The organism is Pseudobdellovibrio sp. HCB154 (genome assembly GCF_046267985.1).
Taxonomy (GTDB): Bacteria; Bdellovibrionota; Bdellovibrionia; order Bdellovibrionales; family Bdellovibrionaceae; genus Pseudobdellovibrio.
On the sequence record NZ_CP176530.1, the window covers coordinates 680,327 to 702,004 of the forward strand.

Annotated in this window: 16 protein-coding genes, 2 tRNA genes and 3 rRNA genes; 20 read left to right on the forward strand and 1 reads right to left on the reverse strand. The window is 41.6% G+C overall.

Annotated elements, in window-relative coordinates:
• Position 1 precedes the first annotated feature (1 nt).
• The 14 genes from lepB to pilQ all read left to right on the forward strand — a co-directional run bounded on the left by lepB (position 2) and on the right by pilQ (position 14,965).
• Complete coding sequence (lepB, locus tag ACKWCF_RS03470) at positions 2–634, forward strand: signal peptidase I (RefSeq protein ID WP_409479310.1); 633 nt, start codon at positions 2–4, stop codon at positions 632–634.
• Between the two features lie 20 nt (positions 635–654).
• Complete coding sequence (locus ACKWCF_RS03475; RefSeq protein WP_409479311.1) at positions 655–1,581, forward strand: aspartate carbamoyltransferase catalytic subunit; 927 nt, start codon at positions 655–657, stop codon at positions 1,579–1,581.
• Positions 1,581–2,693, forward strand: coding sequence for a glutamine-hydrolyzing carbamoyl-phosphate synthase small subunit (gene carA / locus ACKWCF_RS03480; protein ID WP_409479312.1), 1,113 nt, complete (start codon positions 1,581–1,583; stop codon positions 2,691–2,693). Before ACKWCF_RS03475 ends, carA begins: the two co-directional genes overlap by 1 nt.
• A complete protein-coding gene (locus ACKWCF_RS03485; RefSeq protein WP_409479313.1) occupies positions 2,680–3,336 on the forward strand; it encodes a hypothetical protein in 657 nt (218 codons plus the stop codon). Before carA ends, ACKWCF_RS03485 begins: the two co-directional genes overlap by 14 nt.
• A gap of 40 nt (positions 3,337–3,376) precedes the next feature.
• Positions 3,377–6,550, forward strand: coding sequence for a carbamoyl-phosphate synthase large subunit (gene carB, locus ACKWCF_RS03490; RefSeq protein WP_409479314.1), 3,174 nt, complete (start codon positions 3,377–3,379; stop codon positions 6,548–6,550).
• Positions 6,551–6,608: 58 nt separating this feature from the next.
• Complete coding sequence (phnD, locus tag ACKWCF_RS03495) at positions 6,609–7,469, forward strand: phosphate/phosphite/phosphonate ABC transporter substrate-binding protein (protein WP_409479315.1); 861 nt, start codon at positions 6,609–6,611, stop codon at positions 7,467–7,469.
• Between the two features lies 1 nt (position 7,470).
• A complete protein-coding gene (locus ACKWCF_RS03500) occupies positions 7,471–8,217 on the forward strand; it encodes an ABC transporter ATP-binding protein (RefSeq protein ID WP_409479316.1) in 747 nt (248 codons plus the stop codon).
• The gene (locus ACKWCF_RS03505; protein ID WP_409479317.1) at positions 8,214–8,972 is read left to right on the forward strand and encodes an ABC transporter permease subunit; all 759 of its coding nucleotides are present in this window, start codon (positions 8,214–8,216) and stop codon (positions 8,970–8,972) included. Before ACKWCF_RS03500 ends, ACKWCF_RS03505 begins: the two co-directional genes overlap by 4 nt.
• A 22-nt stretch (positions 8,973–8,994) precedes the next feature.
• Positions 8,995–9,750, forward strand: coding sequence for a prepilin peptidase (locus tag ACKWCF_RS03510; RefSeq protein ID WP_409479318.1), 756 nt, complete (start codon positions 8,995–8,997; stop codon positions 9,748–9,750).
• Positions 9,751–9,859: 109 nt separating this feature from the next.
• Entirely contained in the window at positions 9,860–10,912 is a 1,053-nt protein-coding gene (pilM, locus tag ACKWCF_RS03515) for a type IV pilus assembly protein PilM (protein WP_409479319.1), read from the forward strand.
• Positions 10,909–11,526 (forward strand): PilN domain-containing protein, encoded by a 618-nt coding sequence (locus tag ACKWCF_RS03520; RefSeq protein ID WP_409479320.1) that lies wholly within the window; start codon positions 10,909–10,911, stop codon positions 11,524–11,526. The genes pilM and ACKWCF_RS03520 overlap by 4 nt, the downstream gene beginning before the upstream one ends.
• Entirely contained in the window at positions 11,519–12,178 is a 660-nt protein-coding gene (gene pilO / locus ACKWCF_RS03525; RefSeq protein ID WP_409479321.1) for a type 4a pilus biogenesis protein PilO, read from the forward strand. The genes ACKWCF_RS03520 and pilO overlap by 8 nt, the downstream gene beginning before the upstream one ends.
• The gene (locus tag ACKWCF_RS03530; protein WP_409479322.1) at positions 12,178–12,864 is read left to right on the forward strand and encodes a pilus assembly protein PilP; all 687 of its coding nucleotides are present in this window, start codon (positions 12,178–12,180) and stop codon (positions 12,862–12,864) included. Before pilO ends, ACKWCF_RS03530 begins: the two co-directional genes overlap by 1 nt.
• Before the next feature lie 22 nt (positions 12,865–12,886).
• On the forward strand, positions 12,887–14,965 hold the full coding sequence (gene pilQ, locus ACKWCF_RS03535) for a type IV pilus secretin PilQ (protein WP_409479323.1): 2,079 nt from the start codon (positions 12,887–12,889) through the stop codon (positions 14,963–14,965).
• A gap of 45 nt (positions 14,966–15,010) precedes the next feature.
• Here the strand turns inward: pilQ and ACKWCF_RS03540 are convergent, their stop codons facing one another.
• The gene (locus ACKWCF_RS03540) at positions 15,011–15,313 is read right to left on the reverse strand and encodes a cupin domain-containing protein (protein WP_409479324.1); all 303 of its coding nucleotides are present in this window, start codon (positions 15,311–15,313) and stop codon (positions 15,011–15,013) included.
• 115 nt (positions 15,314–15,428) lie between these two features.
• Between ACKWCF_RS03540 and ACKWCF_RS03545 the strand changes: the two genes are divergently transcribed.
• The 6 genes from ACKWCF_RS03545 (at position 15,429) to rrf (ending at position 21,654) form a co-directional block, all read left to right on the forward strand.
• Positions 15,429–15,947 (forward strand): hypothetical protein, encoded by a 519-nt coding sequence (locus tag ACKWCF_RS03545; RefSeq protein ID WP_409479325.1) that lies wholly within the window; start codon positions 15,429–15,431, stop codon positions 15,945–15,947.
• Positions 15,948–16,074: 127 nt separating this feature from the next.
• Positions 16,075–16,150, forward strand: a tRNA-Ala gene (locus tag ACKWCF_RS03550).
• 464 nt (positions 16,151–16,614) lie between these two features.
• Positions 16,615–18,117 (forward strand): 16S ribosomal RNA (locus tag ACKWCF_RS03555).
• Positions 18,118–18,229: 112 nt separating this feature from the next.
• Positions 18,230–18,306, forward strand: a tRNA-Ile gene (locus ACKWCF_RS03560).
• A gap of 232 nt (positions 18,307–18,538) precedes the next feature.
• Positions 18,539–21,467 (forward strand): 23S ribosomal RNA (locus ACKWCF_RS03565).
• A gap of 70 nt (positions 21,468–21,537) precedes the next feature.
• A 5S ribosomal RNA gene (rrf, locus tag ACKWCF_RS03570) occupies positions 21,538–21,654 on the forward strand.
• The 16S, 23S and 5S rRNA genes sit together here with 2 tRNA genes alongside, the layout of an rRNA operon.
• The last annotated feature ends 24 nt before the right edge of the window (positions 21,655–21,678 follow it).

A 21,678-nucleotide genomic window follows, 5' to 3' on the forward strand; every position in this document is an offset into this window, starting at 1 on the left:
CATGAACCAAAAAATGTCGACTTTTTCGTGGATTATCGGAGCTATCGTTTTAGCCATCTTTTTAAGAGTGGTTTTTATCGGTGTTTTTAAAGTTCCAACAATCACTATGGCGCCAACGCTTTTAGCTGGTGATTTTATTATTTCAAACAAACTGGCTTACGGTATTAAAGAGAAAAATCCTGAACGCGGTGATGTGATCGTGTTTACTCGCTCAGAAAAACTAGGGCAGTATTTTATCAAACGTGTGGTGGCGATTCCGGGCGATAAAATCGCTCTTGTCGGCGGTGAACTTTCGATTAATGGCGAAAAATGCCAGTACACATCGGTTGAAAAAATCGAAAATTTTGAAATTTTTAGCGAAACTTGTTTAAATTCGACTCGTAGAATCCTGCGAGCAATGACTGGCCAACTTAAAACTCAAGACATGGCCGAAGTGACTTTAAAACCAGGTGAATTTTTTGTTTTGGGCGACAACCGAGACGCGAGCGAAGACTCTAGAGATTGGGGATCGATTACCTCTGATCAAGTTTCCGGCAAGGCGCAGCTGATCTGGCTTTCGGTGAGTTCAACGCAAGACTCCATTTCTCAAGAAAAAGGGCTAAGATTCAGTCGTTTTTTGACAAAGATTCAGTAAAACAGTTATCTTAAATTTCAATGTCTACGAGCCCGCAAAACAACATTTACCGCTCTGTCATTGACCTCAAGTCAGCAACTTCCAATGAAATTTATTCCCTTTTTGAATCAGCGATGCAGTTGAAAAACGGCTTCACTGGACAAAAAGACATTCCGCAAAGAGGAATCGCTGCTCTTTTGTTTTTTGAGCCGAGCACGCGCACAAGATTTAGTTTCGAAGCGGCTTGTGCAAGATCCGGCGTTTATCCCCTTGTCTTAAGTGGCGCAGCGGGAACTAGTCTTGAAAAAGATGAAACCCTAGAAGATACGATTTTAAACATAGAGGCTATGAAGCCTCTTTTTTTTGTGATCAGAGCTCCCGATGCATTAAATATGCGCGAGATGGCCGAGAAAATTCACACGCCGATCATCAATGCCGGCTGGGGAATGCAAGGGCATCCCACACAAGCTCTTTTAGATATGCTGACTGTTTATGAAAACTTTAAAACCCTTGAAGGTAAAAAAGTTTTGTTTGTTGGCGATATTAAACATTCTCGCGTCGTTAGCTCGCACTTAGAACTTTCGCGGACTTTAGGTTATCAGGTCGGCTACTCTTGTCCGGCTAGCTTTTTACCTTACAGCGTAGATCGCGACGTGATGTATTTCAGCCAACTTAAAGAAGGCCTTCAGTGGGCAGATGCAGTGGTGGCTTTGCGAGTACAAAAAGAACGTCACGGTGGCGCGAAGTTTTCTGTTGAAGATTACAAGGCGCAATTTAGTATTAACAAAGCGACGTTAGAGTACTTGAATACTGATAGCATAATTATGCATCCAGGGCCGATCAATTATGGGATTGAATTGGAAAAAGAAGTGCTGCAAGATCCACGTTCGCAGATTTTAAAATTAGTAGAAAACGGAGCCTTCGTTCGCGAAGCGCTGATTCGTCAAGTGTTACAGAGGATTTCATAATGCTAAAAAAATATTTAGTTTTAGAAGATGGACAAGTGTTTGCTGGCGAAAGCTTAGCGGCACAAACTGAATTCCCTGAAACTGCGGGAGAAGTGGTTTTTAACACGTCTCACTCAGGCTACGAAGAAATCGCGACAGATCCCTCTTACATGAATCAAATCATCGTGATGACAGCACCGATGCAAGGTAACTACGGTATCGACGATCAAGTGTGGGAATCAAAAAAAATTTGGATCAAAGGTTTTATCAGCTTACAAATGCAATTCAGTAAAGCGAATGCCTCTTGGGCGCAACGCCTGATCGAACACAAAGTGCCGATCATGACTGAAGTAGATACTAGAAAATTAGTTTTAGAATTACGTAACCAAGGTACCCCTTGGGGAGCGGTGGTTCAGGCGGCCAATGAAAATGCGGCTCGCGAAAAAGCTAAAGGTTTAATTGCTCAAGCCAAACAAGTCGACGGTGACTGGGTTTGGGAAGCTTCTCGTAAAGAAGCACAAGAAATCGTGGGCGACAATACTCATGGTCCACGCGTTGCAGTTTTAGATTTCGGAGCGAAAGAAAATATCTTACGTGAATTAAAAAAACGCTGCTCGCACTTAAAAGTATTTCCTTCACGTGCTGATGCAAAGACAATCGAAGCGTATCAGCCAGATGGCATCATGTTAACAAATGGTCCGGGTGATCCAGCTGAAGTTAAAAATGCACCGGCAACGATCCGTCACTTCGTGGGTAAACTTCCTGTGTTTGGCATTTGCATGGGTCACCAAGTTTTATCCATCGCTTTAGGTGCAAAAACTTACAAATTAAAATTCGGCCATCGTGGTGCAAACCATCCGATTCAAGACCGTATTTTAGATATGATCTATATGTCGAGCCAAAATCATGGTTACGCTGTAGATTCAACAACGTTACCTGAAAGTGCCCAAGTCACTCATAAAAATCTTAACGACCAAACCGTGGCGGGCTTTTTTTCTGAAAAATTAAACTGCTTAGGTATTCAGTACCATCCAGAAAGTCACCCGGGTCCACACGACGCTGTAAAATTATTTGATTTCTTTGTTTATAAAATGATCCAGAAAAAGGAAAAACCGCACCATGCTCACCATTGATCAATTTGAAAACTCTTACTTAAAATTAGTCGGCCATTTCGCGGATGCGAAATTTCAAGACGAATTAAATATGGCTCGTAAAGAGTTTTTTGAAAACGCCGGAACTCTGGATGAAAACAAACCGAACTACACATTAAGAATGAACCAGTTTTATGATTGGTACTTTTTAACTCGTCCGTTAAAAGGCCACATGCAAACTCCGCTGATGGTTGTAGATATCCAGCGCGAGTTACGTTTAACAGATGAAGATAAAGAAGTGATCGAAATCTTAAAAAAGGCCCGCCATTCTTTATTTGAACTTGTGAAAGTTAAAAAAGACGAAATCACTTTAAAAGACTTATTCAAAAACGAAAAAGTTACAGTGAATGCCGATCAACATGTTTTTGAATTTGATGAGAAAGAATTTTTTGAAGCCCGTATCGTAGAGCTTGATGGCAAAAAATATTTCTTAAAAGGTTTTTGCTTTCACCCTGAATCAGCACAGAAGTTTATTTTGTCTGAAGTGAAAGTGTACCAAAAGAATCCGGATTTAGACCCGGCTGATTTTATGCTTCGTTTGGTAAAAATGCGTTACAAGTTCGAACAATACCGTCATGTAAAACCAGACATGATCTACACGAACGAAAACAAGTTAGGACTGTAATTTAATTTAAGTGTGTCTTCGACACGACTGGAGTACATAGGTGCCTCGTTTAGAAAAATTCAAAAGAGTTTTAATCATCGGTAGCGGTCCCATTAAAATCGGCCAAGCCTGTGAGTTTGATTATTCGGGAACACAAGCTTGTAAAGCTTTAATGGCAGAAGGATTAGAGGTTATCTTAGTTAACTCAAATCCAGCTACAATCATGACTGATCCAGATATCGCGACACGCACTTATGTAGAACCTCTTGAAGTTGAGTTCTTAGAAAAAATCCTAGAAAAAGAAAAACCAGATGCCGTGATTCCAACCCTTGGTGGTCAAACGGCTCTGAATTTAGCCTTATCTTTAGATAAAAAAGGCATCTTAAAAAAACACAACGTTCAACTTTTAGGAGCAACTCCAGAAGTGATCGAAGCTGCAGAAGATCGCGAAAAATTTCGCGCCATCTTAGATGAAATCGGCGCTAAATACCCACGTTCAGAGATGGTTAAAAACTTTGATCAAGGTATCGCAGCAGCTGATGTTTTAGGTTACCCACTTATTCTTCGCCCAAACTACACTCTAGGTGGTGGCGGTGGCGGTGTAGCTTACTCACCTGAAGAGTACAAACAAATGCTTGTGCAAGCTCTTCATGAGTCTCCAACATCAGAAGTTCTGGTTGAAGAATCCATCTTAGGCTGGAAAGAATTTGAATTAGAAGTGATGCGCGATTCAAACGGTACGTTTGTTGTCGTGTGCTCAATTGAAAATTTTGATCCATGTGGGGTTCATACAGGTGATTCGATCACAGTAGCTCCGCAACAAACTTTATCAGACCGCGAATATCAAGCGATGCGTGACGAAGCTTGTAAGATTATCAACCGAGTTGGTATTCAAACAGGTGGCGCGAACGTTCAATTCGCCACAAATCCTAAAACGGGTGAACGCGTAGTTATCGAAATGAACCCACGTGTGTCTCGTTCATCAGCTTTAGCAAGTAAAGCGACAGGTTTCCCGATTGCAAAAATCGCAGCCTTATTAGCGATTGGTTACCAATTACATGAGTTAAAAAATGATATCACGCAAGTAACACCAACATGTTACGAGCCGGCTTTAGATTACGTGGTGACTAAAATTCCACGTTTTGCTTTTGAGAAGTTCCAAGGCTCAAAAGATATTTTAACAACACAAATGAAATCTGTGGGCGAAGTGATGGCTATCGGCCGTACTTTCCAAGAATCATTTATGAAAGCTTTAGCGGCGCTAGAAAAAAACACTGAAGCTATTCAAGAAGTTGATTTCGATTTAGAAAAAGTTTCTTATCCAAATTCACAAAGAATCTGGCACATTTTTCAAGCTTTCCGTCATGGTTTAAGCTTAAATATGCTTTGCGAACTAACGCAAATCACGCCGTGGTTCTTGGAGCAGTTAGAAACGATTGTAAAGTTTGAATCAACATTTAAAAACGCTGAACTAACAACAGAGCTTTTATTAAAAGCTAAACGTTTAGGTTTTACTGACGCTCGTTTAGCGAAATTAAAAGATTTCCAAACTTCAAACTTAAAAAATATTCGTCACAAATTTGGAATTCGCCCTGCGTTCTTCCAAGTTGATACTTGTGCCGGTGAATTTGCTTCATCAACTCCGTATTATTATTCAACTTACTGGAGTAAACCAGAAGGTTCGATCGCTATTCCAAAAACTATTGCGGTGATCGGCAGTGGTCCAAACCGTATCGGCCAAGGTATTGAGTTTGATTACTCATGCGTTCGCGGTGTAAAGGCCTTACAAAAATTGGGCTACAAAGTGGCGATGTTAAATTCAAATCCTGAAACGGTATCAACAGACTACGACACTTCAGATTTATTATTCTTTGAACCATTAACACTTGAACACTTAACTGAAGTGTTCAATGTGATTAAACCAGAAGGCTTTATCGCACAGCTTGGCGGGCAAACGCCAATCAACTTAGCAAGAAGCTTAACTCAAGAAGGTTTTAAACTTTTAGGTTCTTCATTAAATTCGATTGATTTAGCTGAAGATCGTAAAAAGTTCGCTGAACTTTGCCGCGAATTAAATTTATCAATTCCAAATTCAGCTATGGCTGGAAACATCGGCGAAGCTTTACAAAAAGAAGCCGAAGTCGGTTACCCAATGATCTGCCGTCCAAGTTATGTGATCGGTGGCCGTCGTATGGAAGTGATCGAAAACCGTGGTGAATTAGAATCTTACTTTGAACGCCACAAAGATTTTATCGGTGGTAAAAATCCATGTTTAATGGATCAATTCTTATCAGGTGCTTTAGAGGTCGACGTCGATTTAGTGCGCGGAAAAAATTGGATTTTAGTTGGTGGTATCATCGAACATATCGAAGCGGCCGGAGTTCACTCAGGCGACAGTATGGGCGTGGTTCCCCCTCAGCGTTTAAAACAAGAAACGTTAGAGAAAATTGAAAAAATGAGCCTTAAATTAGCTGATAAATTAAATGTCGAAGGCCATTTAAACTTACAATTAGCGATTAAAAACGATGTGATTTATGTTCTTGAAGCTAATCCAAGAAGTTCACGTTCAGTTCCCTTCTTAGCAAAAGCTACCGGTATTCCTTTAGTTGATTTAGGAATGAAAGGCCAACTAGGTCTTGAATTAACTCCAGAAGAAAAAGCTTATGACTGGAAAAAGATCAAACAGGTTTGCGTAAAAGGCGTGGTCTTTCCATTTAAAAAATTCCAAGATTCAGATTCAGTGCTTGGCCCTGAAATGAAATCAACAGGCGAATCAATGGGGCGTGCCGATACTTATTCAGAAGCTTTAGTAAAAGCTTTCGTTTCAAGTCACTTAGCTTTACCAAAATCGGGCGAAGTGTTTTTATCTCTGCGTGATAAAGATAAACAACCAATGCTTCCGCTTTTAAGCACATTACAAAAACTTGGTTTTACTTTTTCAGGCACGCGCGGAACCGCAGAGTTTTTAAAAGAACATAATGTTCAGTGTTTAAGTTTAAATAAAGTTCATGAAGGACGTCCTCACTGTGTGGATCGTATTCGTTCTGGCCAAGTGCATTTTGTTATTAACACTACGGCAGGCCGTCATGCAGTTGAGGCAAGTTTTGCCATCAGAAGAGCGTGTACTGACTATAGCATTCCATGTTTGACAGAAAGCGATGCGGCTGAGGCATTCGTTCTAGCCCTAGAAAAAGCAAAGACTGGACGTTTTGAAGTAAGTCATCTAAGCTTTTAACCAGGTCCGAGTGATTTAAAAGCAATTTTAAATCACTCTTAGCACATGGATGGCTTGGATGAAGTTTAAAAGTTTTCTTATTACTAGTTTGTTTTCTTTATTGGCGTTGGCTGAGGCTGCGCCTAAATCTATTACCCTGGGGTTGATTCCTGGTGGTCATCCGGAAGCTATCAAGGCTGAATCTAAAGTAGTTGCTGAACAGCTTCAGAAGAAATTAAACATTCCTGTTAATATTTATATTTCTAAAAATTATGCGGCTTTGAATACCGCACTTAAAGACAAGAAAGTGGATTATGCTTTTCTCTCTGCCTTGAGTTTAGTTGAGGCAGAAAAAGAAGTTCCGGTTAAGGTACTTCTTAAGAAGACTTATAATGGGCCTTATTATTTTTCAGGCCTAGTTGTTCGCGCTGATAGTAAAATTAAATCTATTAAAGATTTAAAAGGTAAATCGATCGTGTTTGTCGATCCGCAGTCGGCGTCTGGCTATCTTTATCCTCAAGTTTATTTACGTAAAAACAATCTTAAAGATGAAAGCTTTAAATCTGTTACTTTTTCGGGGAGTCATGCGGCTTCGGTTGAAAAGTTAGAAAATAAAGAAGCCGATGTGGCCGCGGTGTTTGTGGATGATGAAAAAACAAATGATGGCGCTTGGGAAAGATTTAAGAAAAATCCTAAGTCTAAATTTAGACTGTTATGGGTAAGTGCTCCGATTCCGAATGATCCGATCGTGGTTCGTCAGGATTTTTATAATCAATATCCAAAACTGACTCATGAATTGATGTATGAATTAATCGAAATGCAAAGTGATGCAGGTACAAAAAAGCTTATCTCTGAAGTTATGGGTAAAGGCGAATTAATGCCAGCAACCTCTAAACAGTATGATCCGGTACGCGAAGTAAAAAAGGTATTTAATCAGTAATATGGATATTATTAAAGTTAGTGGTATTCAAAAATCCTTTCAGCCAGACTTTTATAAAAAGCCGACACAGGTTTTAAAAAACGTTTCGTTCGTTATTCCACAAGGTAAGTTTATTGGTCTTATCGGCCCGAACGGAGCGGGTAAAACCACGACGATTAAATGTCTTTTGCAGTTTATTTTTCCAGATAAAGGCACGATTCAATTCGGCGATAACCAATCTTTTATCGAATTTAAAAAACATATCGGTTATTTGCCTGAACGTCCGTTTTTCCAGGAATTTTTAACGGGCATGGAGTTCCTTAAACTTCACTGGGATTTATCAGGTGCTAAAAAGGATAATTTTAAACACCGTGCCGCTGAAGTTTTAGAATTAGTAAAACTCACTCATGCGAAAGACAAAAAATTAAAAGATTACTCAAAAGGAATGTTACAGCGTATAGGTATCGCCCAGTCACTCATCGCTTTTCCTGATTTTTTAATTTTAGATGAACCGATGTCAGGTTTAGATCCTGATGGAAGAATTTTAATTAAAGATATTCTAAAAGATTTAAAGAAAACTCATATTACAGTTCTAATGAGCAGCCACTTATTAGAAGACATCGATGAACTTTGCGAAGAGTTGATCGTGATTCATCAGGGTGAATGTTTTTATAATGGCTCTACGCCAGAATTCAAAAAAAACTACAGCACATTGCAAGAAGCTTACAAGGCATTCAAAGGTCAATTTGAGGTAAACTACAACGTATGATCAGATTAATGTGGGTAAACACGCAAGAGTGGTTTCGTCTTAAGTTTTTTCAAATCGTTTTATTTTTAGCGTTCTTATTTGTTTGCTTTAGCCAATTATTAGGTTCTTTAAGCTTCACTGAGCAGCAACGCTTGGTTGTTGATTTCGGTTTAGCGGGTATTGAAATCGCCTTAGTTTTTATTGCCTGCTTTTTCTCAACCCATTCCTTAGCTAAAGAAATCGAACGTAAAACGATTTTAGTTTTGTTAGCGCGACCAATTCCACGTTGGAAAATTCTCGTTGGCTATTTCGGAAGCTTGGCAATTTTAAACTTTATTGCCGCCGTCGTATTGGCTGTTACACTTTACTTCTTTATCACTAGTCCAAATTTAATGTTCAGTATTAATTATCTTTTAGCTATTGCAGTGATCTATCTTAAGTCACTGGTGATCGGATCCATTGGATTATTAATCAGCGTTATCGCACGCCCGATGTTTGCTTTTGTTCTTTCAATTACAGTTTGGCTCATGAGTTATTCAATCATCGAAGTCCAATTCTTTATGGAAAAAGCACAGATCGAAAACAGTAAAGAAATCTTCACGGTATTAAGTGCGATCTTTCCTCAGTTTTACAAATTTAACTGGAAAAGTTATGGCTTTTTAAAGTCACTCATCAATCCTTCAGATTTAGGCTGGGCTTTTTTGCATAGCTTCGGTTGGATTTTAGCCAGCATGTATTTAGCTTCGTTGCTATTTAGAAAGAAAGAAATTGTCTGATTTAATGCCTTTTTTCTATTTTATGGTTTTTCTTTTCGGAGCTTGCTTCGGAAGTTTTGCTAACGTTCTGATTTACCGTATGCCTAAAGGCGAAAAAATCACCGGTCGTAGTCATTGCAAAGAATGTGGTAAAACGGTGGCATGGTATCACAATATTCCAATGCTTTCGTATTTTATCTTGAGAGGAAAATGTGCCAATTGCCAGGCTAAGTTTTCAATTCGTTATCCTTTAGTTGAATTTATTATGGCGGCACTTTGGCTCGCTGTTTTTCATCTTTATGGCTTTAGCTGGTTAACTTTAGAATATTTTATTTTAGTTTTCGGTTTAGTGGCCGGAAGTTTTATCGATTTAGATCATATGATTTTGCCAGATGAAATCACTTTAGGTGGATGCGCTCTAGCACTTATCGGAGCTGCGATAAATCCTGAACGTGAATTTATGGAAGGTTTCATTGGATTTTTATTCGGCGGCGGCGTTTTATGGTTGGTCGCTTATGTATATTATGTTTTTACCGGCCGCGAAGGTTTAGGTGGGGGAGATATTAAACTTCTTGCCTGGATCGGAGCTTTATTAGGTTGGAGAGCCATCCCTTTTGTTATTTTGTCGTCATCAGTTTTAGGTTCTATTGTTGGAATTTATGTTTCACGGCACAGTGAAGACAAATTAAAAGCGGTTATTCCATTTGGTCCATTCATCGCCTTGGGTGCTATTTTATATATCCTAGGACTAAAGTCCGTAGGAAATTGGTATATCGATCTGTTTTTCCCACAATTTTAAAAAGTTACAGTTGCACTTAGGTTCAACTGGACCAGACGTCTAGAAATCGTACAAACTTTGACAAGACTCTACCAAGGATTGGATAATTTAGGTTGGGAGTCTGAGCAGCATGTTATTTTCATCAAAGAAGGTGATTGGACTAGATTTAGGATCAAGTTCAATCAAAATGGCCGAATTAAAACTTAGCGGAAACACCGCTGAGCTTGAAAACTTTGCGTCAGTTCAGACCCCTCCGCAAGCCATGACCAATGGTGAAATCACCGATTCTTTCTTATTAGGTGAAGCGATCAAATCTCTGCATAAAGAACAACGTTTCACTCGCAAAATCGTGAATGTTGGCATGTGGGGAAACTCAGCTATTGTTAAAAAAATCTCACTCCCAAAACGAGATCCAAAAGAACTCAAAGAACAGATTAAATTCGAAGCGCAACAGTACCTGCCATTTGATATTTCGCAAGTCACGCTTGAGCATCACATCCTGCCATTTTCTACGACTCCAGATATGATGGATGTGTTGATCATCGCGGCCCAAAATGACTTCATCGGAAAGTATGTCGAAGTAACAACTTTCTCTGGCCTAAAATGTAAAATCATCGATGTCGCAAGCTTAGCTTTAGCGAACATTTTTGAATTTAACTATGGCCGTTTCAACGAGCCGGTGGCGTTATTCAATTTCGGTGCGAACTCGACACAATTCCTAGTGATTCTTCAGGGCGAAGTTTTATTCGTGCGTGATATTCCGGTAGGTGGTTTTCACTTTACCAACGAGATCAGTAAAAACATGGGTATTACGCTTGAAGAAGCTGAAGCACTAAAGCTGACTCAGCAAGATCAAACAACGGAACAGCCTGAGAACACAAAAACTTTCATGAATATGGCTCTTGATTACGTGACAGAAGAAATCCGTAACTCGATTGATTTCTATTCAGCTTCAGGTGGCGATTTACAAATTACCAAAGCTTATTTTACTGGTGGAGCTAGTTTAACTGAAGGTATGACGGATCATCTTCAAGACTCACTCAAAATCCCATTTGAGCCGTTAAATCCGTTAATCAGAATTAAACCGGCCAACAAAAAATTAACTCCGGCTTACCTACAACAGATCACGCCGTTTTTATCGACGACGCTAGGTCTTGCATTGCGCGAAGTGGGTGACTCGTGATTAAGGTTAACTTACTTAAATCTTACTCAGCAGTTGAAGCAGATTTTGCAGCCGATTTTGGTGATGATGCAAAACAGATGCGCTCTGACTTTGTTAAAAGGGCGATTGTCTTTTTAATGGGGCCTTTAGGTTTGATCGGTTACGAACAATACAATATTCCGCAGCTTGAAAGCCAAAAACAAGGTTTCGCGTCTGAATTAGGAACATTAGTTGAATTCAACCAAAGAAAAGAAGCTATTGCGGCTGAAATTGCAAAATACGAAGAAGATAAAAAGCGTTTAAACCGCCAAACACAATTCTTAGAGCGTATTTCGCGTGAAAGATTATTCCCGCTAGAGCTTGTTAACCGTCTGAAAGAAGCTATTCCTTCAGGGGTCTGGTTAAATGGTTTAGAAACTACGGGTAATAAAATACAGTTTATGGGTGGCGGCGATACAGAAAAAGCGATTTCTGATTTCGAAGGAAAACTCACAAGCACGCAAATTTTAAAAAATGTAAAATTACAAAATATTGATGTTATGCCACAGAGTGAGCAGTTTAAGTCAGACTTAAGAATTCGTTCTTTCCTGATCACGGCTGAATACGCAACTACCGAAGGAGCCAAAAATGAATGAGTTGATGGCTAAGGTATCAACCCTTTCGGTAAATCGTATTGCTATTTTCGGGTTTATCCTGACGATGGTTTATTTTTTCACGATGTATAACAATGGTGATGCCCTACTTGCAGAAATCCAGGGTTTACAGGCGCAAATTACTGAAGAAACAGCTAAAAAAGTCGAAACTGAACGTGTTCTGAAAAAAGAAGAAGAAATGCGTGCCGACGTAGCTTCATTAGCTAAAACTTACGAAGCTGTTAAATCAAAAATTCCTATTGATTTTGAGACTTCCGAATTACGTATTATCGTTGAACAAGTGAGTGCTGCGACAGATTTAAAAATCGCAAAATTAAGTAACTCTGATCCACAGCAAATAAATAGCCCTGAAGCCACGCAAAATGCAGAAGAAGCCAATCTTGTGCAAAAAGTAGCAATCAACTACGTTTTTCAAGGCAGTTTTGCGCAGTTAAATAATTTCATGACCCAAATTGGGGGTATGGAAAAAATTATTAAAATTTCAGAATTAAAGATTAAAGCAGAAAACGGCACCGATGGCCCGAATAAGAACTTAACTGTAGAAGCTGTTCTTATTGGATACAGACAAGCTGCCGTTGCTGCCGCAAAAACACCGGCTCTTCCAGGGGCAGCTCCTAAAGAGGAGATGAAATAATGAAAAACATTATCTCACTTCTTAAAAAATCCTCTTTATATTTAGCGGCGATGATGTTGGCGTTGGCGGCGACTTATTATTTAGGTTTAGCGCCATTGTTACATGCCCAGGCGGATTTTCCAGATATGCCTGCATTTCCTGAAGCTAAACCAACTTCTCCTACGGCGCAGCCAGCAGCTCCTCCGCCAGGTAAACCGGCAGATATTCCTGATATGCCAGAAGACGCTGCGGTAGCAGCTCCACCGGCTCCGCCAAAACCGGTAGCTCCACCACCGCCAAGTCGTCCGAATATTTCTCCGGCAACGGGGATTTTATTTAAACACACAAAGTCTTACGTCGGTGAATTAAGTAACCCGGATCGCGATCCATTCCGTAAGCCGTTATATATTTTAGAATTAGAAGAAAAAAGTTTAAAACCGCAGAAGACCGAAGAAGTTCGTATCGACGATAAGATCGAAGCGATCCGTCGTTGGCCACTGCGTGATTACCGTTTAGTGGGTGTGATCTGGGATGTGAAGAGTCCGAAAGCTATGATCGTAGACCCATCAAACACAATGCATTTATTAAAACGTAATTACCGAATCGGTGATAAAGATGGAATTATATCAGCGATTTCCGAAGGTACGATCACTGTGATCCAGGATAATATCCCGGTCGTGATGGATATCTCTTCGTCAGGTAAATAGTTAGTTCGATTAGGAGGATTGAATGATTACAAAGCGACTGCTTTCATTACTATTAGTACTGAGCCTTACTTCGTTTTCTTGTTCAACAAAGAAAAAAGTCGTTGATGATGATTTCGGTGTCGAAGATGAAACAGGCACTGAATTAACTCTTGATGATACTGCCGATGCCGCAACAGCTGATCCTAATGCTAAAGACGAATTCGCTGAATTCGATAAGCCATCACAAGATGAAGCTCCACCAGAGCAAGCTTCTGAACCGCCACCTCCGGCACCGGAAGAAAATGTTGAAATCCCTCCACAACCCCAAGAAGTGGCTGCTGAACCGCCACCGCCAGTGGTTGATGGCCCTGCAGCTAAAATCAGTGATGTGAAATTCTTAGGTAATAGCAATGGCGGAACTTTAGTGATTTCGGCTGATAATCCGCTTCAGTTTAAAACACGTATGAACTCAAACACGAATCAATTAGTGGTTGAAGTTCAAAACGCTGTTGTGCCGGATCGTTTAAAAAGACCTCTAAATACTAAGGATATGACATCAAATATCGGAAGTATTGATATCTATCAAAACGCGAACTCAAACGTAGCCCGCTTCGTGGTTCAATTACGTTCAGGTTCACAAGAGCCACTGGTTCAACCAGAAGGTAATACATTATTAATCGTAGGCACTCCAAGTGGAGTCGATGATAAAACTCCAGAAGCCATGGCTGCAGCCGAAGGCGGAGAATCAGACGATGCCGCAAGCCTTGGAATCATGAATTCAGACAGTATCGAAGACTTCTTAGCTAATAATAATAAATTTTATGGCCGTAAGATCTCTATCGAAACAACAGATATGGATGTACGTGATGTCTTAAAGTTTATCTCTGAAGAATCAGGGATTAATATGATTTTTGATGATAATATCGCAGGTAAAATTAGCTTAAAACTACGTAAAGTACCTTGGGACCAAGCTTTAGTTACAATTTTAAAGTCAAAAAAACTAGCTTACCGCCGCCAAGGGCAAGTTCTTCGCGTGGGCCCGGTTGAAGCCTTGGCTAAAGAAGAAGAAGATGCACTTCGCTTAAGAGAAGCCAAACTTAAGAATGAATCTTTAGTGGTTAAAAACTTCTCTATTAACTACGCCGATGTAACAGCTTTAGAGACTAAAATTAAAGATTTTATCGCTGAAGGAAACGTTGCCGGACAAAATGCAGGCCGCGGTAAAGTGACGGTTGATTCGCGTACAAATTCATTAATCGTCACTGAAACGGTAAGTAAGCTGAGTCAGGTTGAAAAGTTAATCCAGTTATTAGACTCACAACCACAGCAAGTCGTTATCGAAGGCCGTGTAGTTGAGGCTTCTGAAACCTATGCTCGTCAAATCGGGGTTAACTTCGGTTTCAACTTAGCATCTACAGGTGATGCTAACCTTGTAATCCCAGGTCGTGACCGTGTGGTAACGGGAAATGGTGGTTTAAGCCGTTTTTACAGCCCATCCGCAACATTTAACCCATCAACGACAGGTTCCTTCACAGGTTCTCTGTGGATGGGGCAGTTCGGGGCTTTCGGTGATTTATCAACTCGTTTAGCGTTAGACGAAGAAGAAAATAAGGTAAAAATCCTTTCTTCTCCAAGAATCGCCGTATTACATAACCAACAAGCTACGATTAAACAGGGCTCGGTGATTCAGGTTCCTTCAACTGAAACACAAACGGCAGGAACAACAACAGTGACTCAAACCTTTAAAGAGGTTGAAGTGGGTGTAAACTTAGATGTTAAGCCGCTCATTTCAAGTATCGGCACTGTAAACTTAGATTTAAAAATCGAACGTTCTGCAGCTACAGGAACAGGAACAAGAACTCAGCGTGAGATCAAAACCAATATCATCGTAAAAAGCGGTGATACGGCCGTTATCGGGGGCGTATTTACATCGGATGTGACACATATCCGTAAGGGAATCCCTGGGTTAAAAGATATTCCTGTGTTAGGAACTCTATTTAGAACAGATGCTAATACGAGCCAAAAGACAGAGTTAATGTTCTTTATCTCACCAAGGGTCTTAAAAACGCTGGCAACCCCATCGTTTAAAGCTTCAAGTGGCAGTGAATTAGGTACGGAATAATTAAAAGAGTAAAAATAGAAATAAAAAAGGGGCTTAAAAGCCCCTTTAAATTTTTTGTGCGGAATACATCACGCTTTCTTCGTTTTTAATATTACTGAAAGAGTAGGCGGTATTCGCCGGTAGCTCCAGTTTATCTCCAGGGCGGAGAACAAACTGCGTTCCTGACAGATTAAAGATCAATTCGCCTTCAGCGATCTGGATAATTTCAGTTAAATGCGTTCTTTGATTCACTAAACGAGAACCAGATTTGATCTGAAAAGGTCTTGGTTCAAGCCCTTCGGCCTCAAAAAGTTTTAAAATAATGTCTTTATTTACCGGTATTTCAGCGGTCCAGCGGGTAATTTTCATAATAAGCCTAATATATTTCACAGATTCTTAATTTGATACAAAAATATTTTAAAGAGTCGCTCACAAGTGGTCGATAGAAATTTTGGTATATTACGGCAATATTGTGGAGGCCACCTTGAAGAAGCCAAATGAGAGAGTAAGTTCAGACAACATGAATGAGATCGTAAATTTTCTTGAATCTACTCGCTATGTAAAATTCGAATTCGATCAGACTTCTTTAAGCGTAACTCAGAATGAAGATCATAAAGCTATTAGCTTCAAGTTCGCAGACGTAGAAAAAGTTCTAGCGCGCACTGATTATGATGGATCGCAATTCATTCAGATTAACTTCCAAAATAAAACGAAGATTTTAATTACGAAAAATTTAATCGGATTCAAACCACTAGAGTTAGTGGGCTTTGATGCGACAAAAATCCCAAAAGTAGTGACTACGGTCGATCTAAACAGTGTTTATAAGGCTATTGAAGACCTTACAGACGGTGAAGATACGTACCAAACAGCCACTGAATTGGAAGTTTTGAAAAAAGTATATCAAAGTATTATGCTTGGGGCTGAGCAAGTCGGCTTCGAGATGAAGGCCGAAAAGCAATGGTTTTCAGCATTCTTGCTGAATCCGCTCGCAGCTACTGCCTAAAGTACTCACACTCACGCCTAAAAAAATAACAACTGGTTTGAAAAAACCAGTTTTTTAACTTTTTTTTAAAAAAGGTATTGCCAGAAGCTTTGGGATAAGCGACAAACGTCGAACAGCAAAAGACATCGGGGGCATAGCTCAGCTGGGAGAGCATCTGATTTGCATTCAGAAGGTCGCAGGTTCGATCCCTGTTGCCTCCACCAAATCCTCACTTTTATAAGTTGTTTTTAATTTTTAAAAATAATTTTAAAAAGTGTTGACGGAGTAACTCAGCTAACTTAAAACTGACGCTCCTTCGATCAATACCTTGGAATTGTTTTTAAAGTTCTTCGAATTTTAAAAAATAATTTTGAAAAAAGATGTTGACGAGGTTGGGCGGATGAATTAAAACTGACGTCCTTGTTGAAATAAAAACGCTAAGCGAAAGCAAAGCGAAATGATCGGGTTCTTTGAAAACTGAATAGCTAAAAGATTTTGGGCTAATATAATACTGTTTAATCAGTAACTAGCGTAACAAAAGTTATCTAGGTTATATTATCAATTTCTAAGTTTCTTTATATTAAAAGAAACTATTTAAATACAAATTTTATTCGTATTTATCTCAATGAGATATCACTTCGGTGATATCAAATAAAAATGAACAGATTTTTAAACTTTTTAGTTTTTTTAACTGGAGAGTTTGATTCTGGCTCAGAACAAACGCTGGCGGCGTGCCTAATACATGCAAGTCGAACGGGTAGCAATACCAGTGGCGCACGGGTGAGGAATACATAGATAATCTGCCTTCGAGTCGGGGATAACCAGTCGAAAGATTGGCTAATACCGGATAAGACCACAAGAGCTGAGGCTCTAGGGGTTAAAGGTTTTTCGCTTGAAGATGAGTCTATGCGAGATTAGCTAGTTGGTGAGGTAATGGCTCACCAAGGCGACGATCTCTAACTGGTCTTAGAGGATGATCAGTCACACTGGAACTGAGACACGGTCCAGACTCCTACGGGAGGCAGCAGTAGGGAATATTGCGCAATGGGGGAAACCCTGACGCAGCGACGCCGCGTGAGTGATGAAGGCCTTCGGGTCGTAAAGCTCTGTCGTATGGGAATAACACAATGAATGTACCATGCAAGAAAGGATCGGCTAACTTCGTGCCAGCAGCCGCGGTAAGACGAGGGATCCTAGCGTTGTTCGGAATCATTGGGCGTAAAGCGGGTGTAGGTGGGCTTCTAAGTCAGATGTGAAATCCCAGGGCTCAACCCTGGAAGTGCATTTGATACTGGAAGTCTTGAGTGTGGTAGAGGTTACTGGAATTGTTGGTGTAGTGGTGAAATACGTAGATATCAACAGGAATACCGGAGGCGAAGGCGAGTAACTGGGCCAACACTGACACTGAGACCCGAAAGCGTGGGGATCAAACAGGATTAGATACCCTGGTAGTCCACGCCATAAACGATGGATACTTGTTGTTAGAGGTATTGACCCCTCTAGTGACGTAGCTAACGCGTTAAGTATCCCGCCTGGGGAGTACGGTCGCAAGATTAAAACTCAAAGAAATTGACGGGGGCCCGCACAAGCGGTGGAGCATGTGGTTTAATTCGATGCAACGCGAAGAACCTTACCTAGGCTTGACATGGACTGGAAGACTGGCAGAAATGCCGTCGCCCGCAAGGGTCGGTTCACAGGTGCTGCATGGCTGTCGTCAGCTCGTGTCGTGAGATGTTGGGTTAAGTCCCGCAACGAGCGCAACCCTTACCTTTAGTTGCCAGCATTTAGTTGGGCACTCTAGAGGGACTGCCTGCGTTAAGCAGGAGGAAGGTGGGGATGACGTCAAGTCCTCATGGCCCTTATGCCTAGGGCTACACACGTGCTACAATGGTGGTCACAGAGCGAAGCAAAGCCGCGAGGTGGAGCAAATCGCTTAAAAGCCATCTAAGTTCAGATCGTAGTCTGCAACTCGACTACGTGAAGTTGGAATCGCTAGTAATCGCGGATCAGAATGCCGCGGTGAATACGTTCCCGGGCCTTGTACACACCGCCCGTCACACCATGAAAGTTGGTTTTACCAGAAGTCGCTGTGCTAACCGCAAGGAGGTAGGCGCCCAAGGTAAGGTCGATGATTGGGGTGAAGTCGTAACAAGGTAGCCGTAGGGGAACCTGCGGCTGGATCACCTCCTTTCTAAGGATTTACGTAGAATGCTACTTTTGTTTACAAAAGTGTAAGCGCTACAATCTTAGGTCAAACCCAAAATCTTTTATTGCTATTTAGTTTTGAATGAACTACTGGTCATGGGCCTGTAGCTCAGTTGGTTAGAGCACACGCTTGATAAGCGTGGGGTCGGATGTTCAAGTCATCCCAGGCCCACCAACTAAAAAATTTTAGTGTAGAAATACACAAAGTGTTCTTTGACAATTGAATATGTAAACTACGAAACTTCGAAATTTATTTCGAAACGATAGTAGAGTTTTTAAATTTACTAACATCATCGAAAGATGTGTTCAGTAGACTAATAATTAAATTTACAAATTATGATCGTAAGATCAAATTTCAGTAGATTGTATTAATTGATTTTTAGCGAGGTTAGATTCATATATATAATTTTAAAGCTACTAAGGGTATGCTGGTGAATGCCTTGGAACTGTTAGGCGATGAAAGACGTGGTAAGCTGCGATAAGCTTCGGGGAGTGGCACACACACTTTGATCCGGAGATTTCTGAATGGGGAAACCCTCCTTAAATGGAATCTGTAACTGAATACATAGGTTGCAGAAGCAAACGATGGGAAGTGAAACATCTCAGTACCATCTGGAAAATAAATCAAACGAGATTATCCGAGTAGTGGCGAGCGAAAGGGTAATAGGCCAAACCAAGTTCATTTTTGAATTTGGGGTTGTAGGACTTCGATGTGAGACTCGTTAACATTAGATGAACGCTCTGGAAAGTGCGGCAAAACAAGGTGATAGCCCTGTAATCGAAAATGTTAACAGCTCTAGGAGTATCCTGAGTACCACCGGACACGTGAAATCCGCTGGGAATCTGGGGGGACCACCCTCCAAGCCTAAATACTAAACAGTTACCGATAGAGGACAAGTACCGTGAGGGAAAGGTGAAAAGAACCCCGAGAGGGGAGTGAAATAGAACCTGAAACCGCATATCTACAAGCAGTAGAAGACCCTTATGTGGTCGACTGCGTACCTTTTGCATAATGAGTCAGCGAGTTTTCTTTGCAGGCAAGGTTAAGCCGTTGAAGGTGGAGCCGTAGCGAAAGCGAGTCTGAATAGGGCGTTAGTCTGTAGGGAAAGACCCGAAACCCAGTGATCTAATCATGGCCAGGCTGAAGCGAGGGTAACACCTCGTGGAGGGCCGAACTAGTTGGTGTTGAAAAACCTTTGGATGAGCTGTGATTAGGGGTGAAAGGCCAATCAAACTGGGTGATAGCTGGTTCTCCCCGAAATATATTTAGGTATAGCTTCAGGTAAATTGTATCACGGAGGTAGAGCACTGAATGGGCTAGGGGTCTTTACCAGATTACCAAACCCAAATAAACTCCGAATGCCGTTGATATGTACCCTGGAAGGCAGACGTAGGGTGATAAGGTCATACGTCGAGAGGGAAAGAGCCCAGACCATCGGCTAAGGTCCCTAAATGCATGCTAAGTGGAAAACGTTGTAGAGTTACTGTGACAACTAGGAGGTTGGCTTAGAAGCAGCAATCCTTTAAAGAAAGCGTAATAGCTCACTAGTCTAGTGACTCCGCGCGGAAGATATAACGGGGCTAAGCATGTTACCGAAGCCATGGCTTTGTAGTAATACAAGGGGTAGGGGAGCGTTCGAGCATAGGCTGAAGGTTGACCGTGAGGACAGCTGGACGAACTCGAAGTGATCATGCTGACATAAGTAGCGTTGAACTCAGGTGAAAAACCTGGGCGCCGAAAACTCAAGGGTTCCTGGGCAAGGATAATCCTCCCAGGGTTAGTCGGGACCTAAGATGAGGCCAATTGGCGTAATCGATGGACATACGGTTAATATTCCGTAACTGATATATGATTGGTATAGCAATGACAGTGTAGGTACATACGGCCCCTTATTGGATTGGGGTGTAAGGTTGTAGGAGGTCAGGTAGTTAAGTACGCCTGGCGTAACTCTGAGAGCTGAATGCGAGGGATTTATCCCGGAAGCGTATCGAGCCATGCATTCAAGAAAAGTTGCGATATTTTAATATATTACCCGTACCGTAAACCGACTCAGGTGAGTGGGATGAATAATCTAAGGCGATGAGGTGAATCTTGGTTAAGGAACTCGGCAACTTAACACCGTAACTTCGGGAAAAGGTGTGCCCCAGAAGGTGTAGCGATTTACTCGTGAAGCCATTTGGGGTCGCAGAGAGTTGGGAGTAGCGACTGTTTATCAAAAACACAGGTATGTGCAAAGTCTCAAGACGAAGTATACGTACTGACGCCTGCCCGGTGCTGGAAGGTTAAGAGGATTGGTCAGCGCAAGCGAAGCCGAGAATCGAAGCCCCAGTAAACGGCGGCCGTAACTATAACGGTCCTAAGGTAGCGAAATTCCTTGTCGGGTAAGTTCCGACCTGCACGAATGGCGTAACGACTTCTCCGGTGTCTCAACCAAGGGCCTCGCGAAATTGAATTCTCGGTGAAAATGCCGGGTACCCGCAGAAAGACGGAAAGACCCCGTGAACCTTTACTGTAGCTTGACAGTGATTTTAGAGTTTTCATGTGTAGGATAGGTGGGAGCCTTTGAAGCCGAGTCGCTAGACTCGGTGGAGGCGTCCTTGAAATACCACCCTTGAAAACTTTGAAATCTAACCTGCCCCTTTTATCGAGGGGAGGGACACTGTCTGGTGGGCAGTTTGACTGGGGCGGTCGCCTCCCAAAAAGTAACGGAGGCGCGCGATGGTCCCCTCAGCCTGATTGGAAACCAGGCGTCGAGTGCATTGGCATAAGGGGGCTTGACTGCGAGACTTACAAGTCGAGCAGGTGCGAAAGCAGGCCAAAGTGATCCGGTGGTCCCGCGTGGAAGGGCCATCGCTCAACGGATAAAAGGTACTCCGGGGATAACAGGCTTATTCCATCCAAGAGTCCATATCGACGATGGAGTTTGGCACCTCGATGTCGGCTCATCACATCCTGGGGCTGGAGCAGGTCCCAAGGGTTTGGCTGTTCGCCAATTAAAGTGGTACGCGAGCTGGGTTCAGAACGTCGTGAGACAGTTTGGTCCTTATCTTCTGTGGGCGAAAGAAATTTGAGTAGACCTGTCCTTAGTACGAGAGGACCGGGATGGACGTACCTCTGGTGTTCCTGTTGTTCTGCCAAGAGCAATGCAGGGTAGCTATGTACGGAATAGATAACCGCTGAAAGCATCTAAGCGGGAAGCTAACTACAAGATAAGATTTCTCTGGGGCTTCGGCCCCCTAAAGACCCCTCGGAGACTACGAGGTTGATAGGAATAAAGTGTACTTGCAGTAATGCATTCAGCTTATATTTACTAATAGGTCGTGAGGCTTTTTTAAAATAATTCTCGGTCGCAAGACCAAATTTCGAATCTAACTAACATTCGCTAAAAATCAATTAATACAATTTGCTGGTGTCTATAGCAGAGAGGTCACACCTGATCCCATTCCGAACTCAGAAGTTAAGCTCTCTTGCGGCGATGGTATTGCACGGGCAACTGTGTGAGAGAGTAGCACGATGCCAGCTCTATTTTTATAACCCCGAGTAGGA